The following is an 11,407-nucleotide window of genomic DNA, read 5'->3' on the forward strand; positions in this document are numbered from 1 at the left end:
ATAACGGAGGTTTCGTGATGTAACCTCAGCGATCCTGACGCGCCCTTCGCGGGCGTGGATTCTAGAGAAGCCGCCGCACGCGGCCCGGGATCGCGTAAGGCCTTTCAGGGAGGGCGCGTCTATGACTCCGAGGAAGAAGACACTCGTCGCGACCGCATGCGGGATCGCGCTCATGGCGACGGGAGCCGCGCACGCCGCGCCCCGCTGGATGGAATCACTGGATCGCGGCGTGGTGGCCGTTCCCGCCCAAGGCGGCGGAGTGTTGGTCAGCTGGCGGCTGCTGGGCGACGACCCGGCCGGCGCGGCCTTCAACCTCTACAAGGACGGGACGAAGCTGAACGCCAAGCCGCTGACCGGCGGCACGGACTTCGTCGACAAGACCGCCGGCGCGGGCGCCTACACGGTCCGCCTGGTCGCCAAGGGCAAGGAAGGCGCGGCCAGCCGGCCCGCCCAGGTCTGGACCGACGGCTACCTGTCGATCCCCTTGGATCCGCCGCCCGCCGGCGTGACGCCCACGGGCGAGGCCTATTCCTACACCGCCAACGACGCCAGCGTCGGCGACCTGGACGGCGACGGCCGTTACGAGGTCATCCTGAAGTGGGACCCGACCAACTCCAAGGACAACGCCTTCGGCGGCTATACGGGCGACGCCTATCTCGACGCCTATACCCTGGAGGGCAAACGCCTGTGGCGCATCGACCTGGGCAAGAACATCCGGGCCGGCGCGCACTACACCCAGTTCCAGGTGTTCGACTATGACGGCGACGGCAAGGCCGAGATCGCCGTGCGCACCAGCGACGGCACGATCGACGGGACTGGCAAGGTGCTGGGCGACGCCAATGCCGACTGGCGCGAGAGCGGCGGCGAGCGGCCCCAGGCCGACCGCACCGGGGCGTTCGTCCAACCGGACGGGACCAACGTCGCCAAGGTCCAGGGCCGTATCCTGAAGGGCCCCGAATATCTGACCGTCTTCGAGGGCGCGACCGGCAAGGCCCTGGCCAGCGCCCCCTACGCGCCGCCCCGCGATCCGCGCACCGATGCGCCCAGCGTCGAGCAGATGACCGAGGTCTGGGGCGACGGCTACGCCAACCGCTCCGACCGTTTCCTGGCCGGCACCGCCTATCTGGACGGTCAGCGCCCCAGCATCGTCATGGCCCGCGGCTATTACGGCCGCTCGACCCTGGCGGCCTGGGACTTCCGGGACGGCAAGCTGACGCCGCGCTGGTTCTTCGACAGCGCCGCGCCGGGCAACGAAGCCTTCGGCGGCCAGGGCAACCACCAGCTCAGCGTCGCCGATGTCGATGGCGACGGCCGCGACGAGATCGTCTACGGCTCGATGACCGTCGACGACAACGGCAAGGGCCTGTGGAGCGCCCGCCTGTTCCATGGCGACGCCATGCATGTCGGCGACCTGGATCCCACTCATCCGGGCCTGGAGAAGTTCGGCGTCCACGAGAGCCCCCGCATGAACGGCGGCATCGGCGCGGCCATGCTGGACGCCAAGACCGGCAAGGTCCTGTGGAGCACGCCCACCGACAAGGACACCGGCCGCGGGCTGGCCGCCGACATCGACCCGCGCTTCCCCGGCGACGAGGCCTGGGGCACGAACCAAGAAGCGCTCTACACCGCCCAGGGCAAGGCCATCGACGGCGTGAAACATCCGCGCCAGACCAACTTCGCGATCTGGTGGGACGGCGACGACCTGCGCGAGCTGCTGGACAAGAACCAGATCAGCAAGTGGGACTGGAAGACCGGCCAGGCCACGCCCCTGCTGACCGCCGAAGGCATGACCTCGAACAACGGGACCAAGGCCACCCCGCCCCTGTCGGCCGACCTGCTGGGCGACTGGCGCGAGGAGGTGATCTGGCGAGCCGAGGACAACCGGTCGTTGCGGATCTACGCCACGCCCTACCCGACCGACCGCCGGCTGGTGACCCTGATGCACGACCCGCAGTACCGCGTCTCGATCGCCTGGCAGAACACCGCCTACAATCAGCCGCCGCACACCAGCTTCCACCTGGGCGAAGGCATGAAGTCGCCCAAGCCCACGGCCATCGTCACCCGGAAAGCCTCGCAATGAAGTCGTTCGTCATCGGCGGTCTGGCCGCCCTCCTCCTGGTTGGTCCCGCGAGCGCCCAGGACGTCATGACCCTGGGCAAGCCCGGCGCGCCCGAGCCGCCGCTGGAGTGGGTGGACAAGACCACCGGCCACCGGATCGTCCGCCTGTCGCGCGAGCCCGGCAGCTCCAGCCTGTACTTCAACTACAACGGCTATACGCCCAAGGGCGATCGGCTGGTCTTCGCCACGCCCACCGGCATCGTCGCCATGGACTTGAAGACCCGCGCCCTGACCAAGATCGTCGAGGGCAAGGTCCGGCTGCTGTATGTCGGCCGCAAGACCGGCTCGGTCTATTACGAGAAGTCGCTGACCGATAACCCCGGCGGCCCCAAGGCCGTGATGGCGGTCGATCCCTACACCAAGGCCGTCCGCGAGGTCGCCAAGATGGATCGCGGCTCCCTGCAGACCATCAATGCCGACGAGACCCTGCTAGCCGGCGTGGTGGTGCGCAACGACGTGCCGATCCCGCCGAACATGATGGACGCCCTGCCCAAGAACCCCGACGACGTGAAGAGCGCCGACGGCAAGGAGCTGTCCTATGCCGAGGGGCGCGAAGTGCAGCTGAACGCTCGCCTGGACAGCCGCATCCCTATGGAGATCTTCACGATCAACACGGTCACCGGCGAGCGCAAGGTTGTCCACCAGGCCACCGACTGGCTGAACCACCTGCAGTTCTCGCCGACCGATCCGGGCCTGCTGATGTTCTGCCACGAGGGTCCCTGGCACAAGGTCGACCGTCTGTGGCTGATCCGGACCGACAAGGCCGGCGATCAGCCGGTCAAGATCCACACCCGCACCATGAACATGGAGATCGCGGGCCACGAATGGTTCAGCGCCGACGGCAAGACCGTCTGGTACGATCTGCAAACCCCGCGCGGCGAGGACTTCTGGGTCGCCGGCTATGACATCGCCACCGGCAAGCGCAACTGGATGCACGTCCAGCGCAACGACTGGTCGGTGCACTTCAATAGCTCGTCGGATGGCAAGCTGTTCGCCGGCGACGGCGGCGACAGCGAGATGGTCGCCCATGCGCCGGACGGCAAATGGATCGTGCTCTTGAAGCCCCGCACCGTACCGGACGTGGCGGGCATCCACGCGCCGGGGGCCGAGCACCTGATCGCTCCGGGGGTGCTGGACTCCGAGCGCCTGGTCGACATGCGCGAGCATGACTATCGCCTGGAGCCGAACGTGAACTTCACGCCGGACAACAAGTGGCTGGTGTTCCGCTCGAACATGCACGGCCAGAGCCAGATCTATGCGGTGGAGGTGGCGAAGGCGCAGCCCTAGCGCTCAACCTCCTACTCAAAATCGTCATCCCGGAAGCCTCGCAGAGGCTATCCGGGACCCAGGGGCCGGCGCAGCGCGGTTGCCCCTGGGTCCCGGCTCTCCGCTTCGCTACGGCCGGGATGACGAGTTTTGTAGTTACTGAAGGAGCTTGTGCAGCTCCGCCTCAATGATGCCCAGCCGTCCGCCGGCCGCCACCTTCTCGGCCCCAGTGTCGAAGCTGGCCTTGGCGCCATTCACCTCGACGATCTTGCCGAAGGCGTCGCGGTCCACCGTCGGTTCGGTCAGAGCGATCCGTAGGCGCGAGCCCTTCGTCGGCTTCAAGGGCAGGACCACATAGCCCAGGCTCTTGGCCGGCACGCCCTCATAGACCGTCACGCCGTCCATGGTGATACGCAGCGGATACGAGCGCAGGCGCCAGCCGATCAGTTTCAGCTCCAGTTCGTCGACCATCTGGGGCCTGTCCAGGCGGTATTCGATCCAGGCGTTGGCCAGCTGGCCGTCGCTGGCCCAGTGGGTCATCTCGTCGTCGTCCATCGCCAGGCGGGCGTCGGCGGCGTTGGAGCCGGCAACCGTCTCCGCCGGGCGCACCGAGACGCGCCAGGGCTTGAACGACGGGGTCGCCGGCGTCGGGCCGCGGACCAGGCTGACCGGCAAGGCGTCGTCGCCCACGGGCCAGCGACCGTCGGCCTTGGGCGGCGCGGCGACGTCCAGGGTGATCGAAGCGTCCGGCAGGCCGTCGGCCTTGGCGGTGACGACCACCCTGCCCGCCTCCAGCGTCGAACGCAGGGAGACGCGGTTCACACCCGCCTCGACCGGCAGGGTCTTGGACAGGATGAAGTTGTCGTCCGACCGCGATGCGCCGGGGAACTTGGTCACCTGATCCGCGCCAGCCGCTTTCTCCTCGCCAGAGGCCGGCGGCGCGGGCTTGCGGCCCAGGCTGTCGCCCTGGGCGATGCCGCCGCGCCATTCCACCGGTCCCGTCGTGGAGAAGCTGACCGTGTTCAGCGCCGTCGGCACACGGCGGCCCTGGCTGTCGACGACCTCGACATCGACCAGCGCCACGTCCGAGCCATCGGCCTTCCAGCCGCCCGGCCCCACGCGCGGCGTCAGGCGCAGGGCGGCGGGCTCACCGGTGGTCTCCAGCGCATGGCGCGAGACGACCCTGCCCTTGGCGTCGTAACCGACCGCATCGAGTTTCCCAGGCCGCCAGGCGACCTGCGGGAAGGTGAACAGGAACCCGTCGCTCTTCTTGCCGAAGCCCAACGCGCGGCCGTTCAGACTCAGCGCCACCTTGTCGGCGCTGGAGACGACCAGCACGTTCTTCACCGTGCCCGGGGCGTAGTTCCAATGGCCGATGATGTGGCTGCGCGGCCGCTCGACATCGACCCAGCCGTCCCACATCACCTGATGGGCGTAGAATCCCTCCTTGGGCAGGCGCATGCCGTCGACCTCGCCGCTGCGACGATAGTTGTTGTCGCCGCGGAAGTGGGTGTTGCTGTCGGAGAAGACGATGTTGACGCCGCCCGAGCTGACCCGGTCGCCGCCGCCCGGCCGCTCGCGCCAATAGTCATACCAGCGGCGGACGTTCTCGGCTGCGTGGCTGTCCTGGTTGCGGTTGTAGTCGGGGCTGTCCTTGTGGAACGGCGGGGTGAAGTCGTCCTGGAACTTCCGCGCGCCCTCGTCGCGAGAATACTCCATGGCCCAGACGGGCTTGGAGCCGCTCTTGTTGATGTACAGCATCTCGCCGCCGTACTCGGCGACCTTGCTGGACAGCATCTCGCGCGAGCCTATGGCGCGGCCGCCGTGCGGGTCGAGCTTATCGCGGATGGCCTTCAGCTCGGCCATGTGCTCGTCGCTGATGTTCTCGTTGCCGCCCTCGTAGAAGACGATCGAGGGGTTGTTGCGGAAGCGGACGATGGCGTCGGCCATGACTTCCTTGCGCTGCTCCCAACGGCGGCCCGTGACGTCGCTCTCGGCGTCGCCGGCGGGCATGGCCTGCAGCAGGCCCACGCGATCGGCCGAGGTCACGTCCTGACGCGCGGGCGTGATGTGCATCCAGCGCACCAGGTTGCCCCCGCTCTCGACCATCAGGGCGTTGGAGAGGTCGCTGATCCACGGCGGGATGTCGGTCCCCAGGGCCGGCCACTCGTTGCTGGTGCGCTGGGCGTAGCCGTGGACCTGGATCACCCGGTCGTTCAGCCGGATCATGCCTTGGCCAAAGCCGGTCTTGCGGAAGCCCGTGCGGGTGGTGACCTCGTCGACCGCCTTGCCGTCCTCAACCAGCGCCGTCGAGACCGCGTAGAGATAGCCGTAGCCCCAGCTCCAGAAGTTCAGGCCGGTCAGCCGCTGCTTGGCGGTGACGACGCGGGTCTCGCCGGGCGCCAGGGTCACGGTCGGGCCGGCGAACTCACCGACCGCTTTGCCGTCGACGTCGCGGATAGTGACCCGGTAGCTGAACGTTCGCGGCCGGTCGGTCTCGTTGCGGACCTCGGACTCGGCGTGGATGGTCGCCGCCCGCCGCTTGATGTCGAAGTCGTCGGCCCAGATGTAGACGCCGGTCGTGCCCAGGCTGGAATATAGCGGCAGGGTCTGGCGCAGGCCGCCCGTCAGGTGCAGCCGCACGGCGCGGTGGATGCCGCCGTAGTTCACATTGAAGTTGTTGTTGTTCCACTGGAAGCCGCTGCCGGTGGCCTTTTCCTTGTACTTCCAGTCGCTGTCGACGCGGACGGCGACCACGTTCTCGAACGGCGCGGGTCGCAACAGCTTGGAGGCGTCGACGCCGAAGGCCGTGACGCCGTTCTCGTGGCCGCCGGCCAACACGCCGTTGACATAGACGTCGCCCGCCTGGCGTACGCCCTCGAACTCCAGAAAGGCCTTGTCGAAGCCGGCCGGCAGGACGAAGCGCTTGCGGTACCAGGTGATCCCGCCCTTCAGGTCGTGGATGTCGACCTTGAACGCCTCGTCCTCGTTGAAGGCGCGCGGCAGGGTGACGGCCTTCCAGGCGGCGTCGTCGAAGTCGGGCTTCTCGGCCCCGGCGATCTCGCCCGTCGCCATGCGCCAGCCGTCGTTGAAGGTGAACTCGGCGCGCTGGGCCAAGGCATGGGCTGGGACGACAGCGGCCAGGACGGCGCAAGCGAAGGGCACGGGCCGGAACGGGCTCGACATACGACACCTCCCATTGGTCAGGCCACTTTAGGCTCTTATGCACCTTTGGCTTGACACCCGGCGAGCTGTCAAGCAATCTCATTATATCGGATGATATCTCATATTTTGAGATATTCTCGGTCAGCGGTCTGTCGCCTCCTCGGGCGCCGCTGCGCACTTTTCACCGGCCATCCCCCGTGCCGGCCTATGGAGCGCCTCCCTCCCGGGGCGCTCCATTTTTCTATCTGTCTAGGGGCAGCTCGGCCCACCCAAGCGCGCCTGGTTGTCCAGCGGCGCGGGATGGACGTAGCGCGAGAGCGGCAGCTTCAGCTTGGCCAGGCGCGTGGCGACCAGCGCCGCCCCCAGGCGCGCGCCCTGCTCATTGATGTGGGTATCGTCCTTGATGCCCTCGGGAAAGCGGGCGATCCCCTCATAGGGCTGGTACTGCATGTAGAGCCCACGCGAAGCCAGCTGCCCCCTCGCCTTCAGCGCCGCCATCATGTCGCCGTCCAGGTCGACCAACGGGACCTTCAGGTCGGTCGCCACGCGGTGGATCGTAGCCGCATAGGCGGCGTGGGCGTCCTTGGGCGCGCCGTTCTCCCACAGCCAACGAGCGATCGGGGTCACCAGCACGGCAGTCGCGTCCTTGGCCCGCACGTCGGCCACGAACCGGCGCAGATTGACGTCATAGGCGCCGTTCGGATCGGTGAAGCGGACGATCTTCTTGGTATCGGCGTCGTTGTGGCCGAACTGGATCAGGACGGTGTCGCCGGGCTGGAGCTGGGCGACCAATTGATCCCACAGCCCCTCCTCGATGAAGGTCTTGGTCGAGCGGCCGCCACGCGCCAAGTTCACGACCTCGACGCGCGGATCCAACGAGCACTTCAGCACCATGCCCCAGCCCATCTGAGGATACTGGGACGGGCCGTAGTTGGCGGCGGTGGAGTCGCTGGCGATGACGATGCGCGGCGGCGTTGCCGACACCGCGGCCGCCAAGGCCAGTGCGGCGATCACCGCTCGAGCTCTGCCAGGATGGAACGATCGATCGAGGCCACATCGCGCACGCCCGTCAGGGCCATGGCCACGCGCATCTCCTTCTCGATCAGGTCCAGCAGCTGGGTCACGCCCGCTTCGCCTCGCGCCGCCAGGGCGTAGACGAAGGCCCGGCCCAGCAAAACGCCCTTGGCGCCCAGGGCCAGCATCCGCACCACGTCCAGGCCCGAGCGCACGCCGCTATCGGCCAGCACAGTCAGTCGGTCACCCACCGAGTCGGCGATGGCCGGCAGCGCGCGCGCCGACGACAGCACGCCGTCCAGCTGGCGGCCGCCGTGGTTGGAGACCACGACCCCGTCCGCGCCGATATCGGCGGCGGCCTTGGCGTCCTCGGGATCCAGCACGCCCTTGATGATCAGCGGCCCCTTCCAGAGGTCGCGGATCCACTCCAGGTCCTTCCACTGGATCGAGGGGTCGAAGTTCGCCCCCAGCCAGCCCATGAAGTCCTCGAGGCCCGAATTGGCGCCCAGCACCGGCGCGACATTGCCCAGGGTGTGCGGACGGCCCATCACCCCGACGTCCCAGGCCCATTGCGGCTTGAACATCGCCTGGACCATGCGGCGGGCGGCGGCGTTAGGACCGCTCATGCCGGAATGGGCGTCGCGATAGCGAGCGCCGGGCACGGGCATGTCGACCGTGAACACCAGGGCCGTGGCCCCGGCCGCGCTGGCGCGGGCCAGGAGGTCGCGCATGAAGGCTCGGTCGCGCAGCACGTAGAGCTGGAACCAGATCGGATTGGACGAGGCCTTGCTGACCTCGTCGACGTCGCAGACCGAGACGGTCGAAAGGCAGAACGGTACGCCCTTCTTGGCGGCGGCGCGGGCAGCCTGGCACTCGCCCCGGCGGGCGTACATGCCCGTCAGGCCGACCGGGGCCAGGGCCACCGGCAGGGCCTGCTTGACGCCAAACAGCGTGGTCGACGGATCACCGGCCGAGACGTCCTTCAGCACCCGCTGACGCAGGGCGATGTCGGCCAGGTCCGAGACGTTGCGGCCAAGCGTCCGCTCGGCATAGGCGCCGCCATCGATATAGTCGAACAGGAAGCGCGGCAGCTTGCGCCGCGCCGCCTCACGGAAGTCCGTCGTGGACGAGACGATCACGGGACTACTGCAGGTTCACGAACGCGCCGCCGTCGACCAGCAGGGCCGCGCCGGTCACGTACTTGGCCAGGTCCGAGGCCAGGAACACGATCGGGCCGGCCAGGTCGTCGGGCTCACCCAGGCGGCCCAGCGGGATGCGGCCGGCCATATATTCGCGCTTGGCGACGTCGGCCAGGTCTTCCTTGTTGATCGCCGTCTCGATGGTGCCCGGCAGCACCGAGTTGCAGCGGATGCCGTACTTGCCCAGCGCGATGGCGGTCGACTGCATCAGGCTGTGCACGCCAGCCTTGGTCGGGGTGTAGTGCGTCTGCATGCCGCCGCCGACCAAGGCGCTGATCGAGCTGACGGCGATGATGGCGCCGCCGTTGCCTTGCTTGACCATCTGGTTGGCCGCCGCCTGGACCATGTAGTAAGCGCCGAACAGGTTGACCTTCATCGTCCGCTCCATGACCTCGGGCGGCATGTCGAGGAAGGCGTGGAACGGGCAGATGCCGGCGTTGTTGACGAACACGTCGACCTTGCCGAACGCGTCCACGGCGGCCTGCACGAAGGACTGGGCGGTCTCGACGTTCGCCACATCGCCCTTGATGGCGATGGCGCGGCGGCCCAGGGCCTCGATCTGGGCGACGGCGTCGGCGGCGCCGGCCTCGTCGGAGTGGTAGTTGATCGCCACGTCCGCGCCGTGCTGAGCGCAACCGATCGCGGCGGCCTTGCCGATCCCCTGCGAGGCGCCGGTCACCAGCACCACCTTGTCCTTCAGCAGCATGCCTACCTCTTTAAGTTACTCATCAGCGGGCCAGCCGCTTTCCGTTCCAGCCCAGATCGCGGCCGATGGCGTTGGCCGTGTCGCGCACGTCGTCGACCAGCGTGGTCATGCGGTCGTCGTCCATGTACTGGGCCGCGCCCGAGACGCTGATCGCGCCGACGATCTGGCCCGAGGCCCCACGGATCGGCGCGGCGACGCAGCGGATCCGGTCCTCGTTTTCTTCAAGGTCGAAGGCGATGCCGCGCTGGGAGTAGTCGCGCATCCAGTCGATCCACTGCTTCTCGTCCGGCGCGCCCGGCAGGGCCTGGCCTTCCGAGCGGTACAGAGTGCGCCAGCGGTCCTCGGTGTCGTCCAGCACCAGCGCCTTGCCCAGGCCCGTCGAGCGGATCGGCTGGCGATCGCCCACGCGCGAGCTGATGTTGATGCGGCGACGGCCGGTCAGCTTGTCGAGGTACAGAGCGCGGTCATCGTCGAGCACCCCCAAGTGGACGGTGTCCTCGGTCTCTTCCCACAGCTTTTCCAGATGCGGGCGCGCGATCCGCGGCAGATCCATCTGCTGGCTGGCCAGGTAGCCCAGCTCCAGAAGCTTGCTGCCCAGGCTGTAGCCTTCGCGCGGCGCCTGCGAGAGCAGACGGCGCTCGACCAGGGCCGTGGCCAGGCGGTGAGTCGTGCTGCGGGTCAGGCCCAATTGCTTGGCGAGGGCCGGCAGAGCGATGGTCCCGGACTCGGCGACCACGTCCAGCAGATCCAGGCCCCGGAACAGGGTTTGGCTGCCGCTGGGAGACTTGGTCGTCGCGTTTTCGTCCGCCGCCACCGGTTCCGCTCCCCTTGACGCTGGTTTCATTTTGTAGCACTACCTCTCATATTGTGGAACGCAAGGCAAGCGGAACGACGGCGACTCTGTACGAGCCAGCCGGCCTCGCGAACCGATAGCGTGACATAGGTTATGTTGGGGAGGTAGGCGCGGTCTAAAGGCGGCGTCACGGGCCTGTCGGAACGCTTCCGGCAAGCGCATCTCCCTTGTCCCCAGGCGGCGTCCAGAACGACCGCCTCCAGGTTGGAGCCTCGTCGTCCATGGCGTTTCCGGTCATCAAGCATGTGCGCGCGTTCGTCGTCCGAGGGGGCGGCGCCGACTATCATGACCAAGGTGACGGCCACTGGATCGACGACCACATCGCCACGCCGATGTCGCGCTACCCGGAATATCGCCAGAGCCGCCAGTCGTTCGGCATCAACGTGCTGGGCACGCTGGTCGTCGAGATCGAAGCCGCCGACGGCACGATCGGCTTCGCGGTGACCACTGGCGGCGAGCCCGCCGCCTACATCGTCGAAAAGCACCTGGCCCGTTTCCTGGAAGGCCGCGACCCGACCGAGGTCGAGAAGATCTGGGACCAGATGTACTTCTCCACCCAGTACTACGGCCGCAAGGGCCTAGTCGTGAACGCCATCTCGGGCGTCGACCTGGCGCTGTACGACCTGCTGGGCAAGCTGCGCCAGGAGCCGGTCTACGCCCTGCTGGGCGGCAAGGTCCGTGACGAGCTGACCTTCTACGCCACGGGCGCGCGCCCAGACCTGGCCAAGCAGATGGGCTTCATCGGCGGCAAGATGCCCCTGCACCACGGCCCGGCCGAGGGCGAGGAAGGCCTGCGCAAGAACCTCGAGGAGCTCGCCACCATGCGCGAGCGCTGCGGCGAAGACTTCTGGCTGATGTTCGACTGCTGGATGTCGCTGGACCTGAACTACGCCACCAAGCTGGCCCACAAGGCCCACGAGTACGGCCTGAAGTGGATCGAGGAAGCGCTGAGCCCCGACGACTACTGGGGCTATCGCGACCTGAAGAAGAACGCCCCCAAGGGCATGCTGGTCACCACCGGCGAGCACGAGGCCACCCGCTGGGGCTTCCGCATGCTGCTGGAGATGGAGTGCTGCGACATCATCC

General features: G+C 67.8%; 8 protein-coding genes and 1 pseudogene. 3 read left to right on the forward strand and 6 right to left on the reverse strand.

Features of this window, described 5'->3' with window-relative positions:
• Positions 1 to 172 precede the first annotated feature (172 nt).
• Both J7528_RS09955 and J7528_RS09960 read left to right on the forward strand, forming a co-directional pair.
• Positions 173 to 2,080 (forward strand): rhamnogalacturonan lyase, encoded by a 1,908-nt coding sequence (locus J7528_RS09955; RefSeq protein ID WP_291873468.1) that lies wholly within the window; start codon positions 173 to 175, stop codon positions 2,078 to 2,080.
• On the forward strand, positions 2,077 to 3,405 hold the full coding sequence (locus J7528_RS09960) for an oligogalacturonate lyase family protein (RefSeq protein ID WP_291873470.1): 1,329 nt from the start codon (positions 2,077 to 2,079) through the stop codon (positions 3,403 to 3,405). Before J7528_RS09955 ends, J7528_RS09960 begins: the two co-directional genes overlap by 4 nt.
• A gap of 50 nt (positions 3,406 to 3,455) precedes the next feature.
• Here J7528_RS09960 and J7528_RS09965 read toward each other — a convergent pair.
• The 6 genes and pseudogenes from J7528_RS09965 to J7528_RS09990 form a co-directional block, all read right to left on the reverse strand.
• Positions 3,456 to 3,527, reverse strand: a pseudogene (locus J7528_RS09965) (hypothetical protein); the annotation flags it as partial.
• A 13-nt stretch (positions 3,528 to 3,540) separates the two neighbouring features.
• A complete protein-coding gene (locus J7528_RS09970; RefSeq protein ID WP_291873473.1) occupies positions 3,541 to 6,570 on the reverse strand; it encodes a DUF4982 domain-containing protein in 3,030 nt (1,009 codons plus the stop codon).
• 228 nt (positions 6,571 to 6,798) lie between these two features.
• Positions 6,799 to 7,563 (reverse strand): rhamnogalacturonan acetylesterase, encoded by a 765-nt coding sequence (locus tag J7528_RS09975; RefSeq protein ID WP_291873475.1) that lies wholly within the window; start codon positions 7,561 to 7,563, stop codon positions 6,799 to 6,801.
• Positions 7,560 to 8,702 carry an FMN-dependent L-lactate dehydrogenase LldD gene (gene lldD / locus J7528_RS09980; RefSeq protein ID WP_291873477.1) on the reverse strand — a complete coding sequence of 381 codons (1,143 nt, stop codon included), beginning with the start codon at positions 8,700 to 8,702 and terminating at the stop codon, positions 7,560 to 7,562. Before lldD ends, J7528_RS09975 begins: the two co-directional genes overlap by 4 nt.
• 4 nt (positions 8,703 to 8,706) lie before the next feature.
• The gene (locus tag J7528_RS09985) at positions 8,707 to 9,468 is read right to left on the reverse strand and encodes an SDR family NAD(P)-dependent oxidoreductase (RefSeq protein WP_291873479.1); all 762 of its coding nucleotides are present in this window, start codon (positions 9,466 to 9,468) and stop codon (positions 8,707 to 8,709) included.
• 22 nt (positions 9,469 to 9,490) lie between these two features.
• Entirely contained in the window at positions 9,491 to 10,282 is a 792-nt protein-coding gene (locus tag J7528_RS09990) for an IclR family transcriptional regulator (protein ID WP_291873482.1), read from the reverse strand.
• A 260-nt stretch (positions 10,283 to 10,542) separates the two neighbouring features.
• Between J7528_RS09990 and rhmD the strand changes: the two genes are divergently transcribed.
• Positions 10,543 to 11,407 (forward strand): L-rhamnonate dehydratase (rhmD, locus tag J7528_RS09995; protein WP_291873485.1); only part of this gene is annotated, 865 nt, incomplete at its 3' end.

It is taken from the genome of Caulobacter sp. (assembly GCF_017744445.1).
GTDB lineage: Bacteria > Pseudomonadota > Alphaproteobacteria > Caulobacterales > Caulobacteraceae > Caulobacter.

What these genes read in the sequence shown, in the direction of transcription:
- J7528_RS09955 (WP_291873468.1), top strand. Translation starts at nt 173, where the DNA reads ATGGCGACGGGAGCCGCGCACGCCGCGCCCCGCTGGATGGAATCACTG.
- J7528_RS09960 (WP_291873470.1), top strand. Translation starts at nt 2,077, where the DNA reads ATGAAGTCGTTCGTCATCGGCGGTCTGGCCGCCCTCCTCCTGGTTGGT.
- J7528_RS09970 (WP_291873473.1), bottom strand. Translation starts at nt 6,570, where the DNA reads ATGTCGAGCCCGTTCCGGCCCGTGCCCTTCGCTTGCGCCGTCCTGGCC.
- J7528_RS09985 (WP_291873479.1), bottom strand. Translation starts at nt 9,468, where the DNA reads ATGCTGCTGAAGGACAAGGTGGTGCTGGTGACCGGCGCCTCGCAGGGG.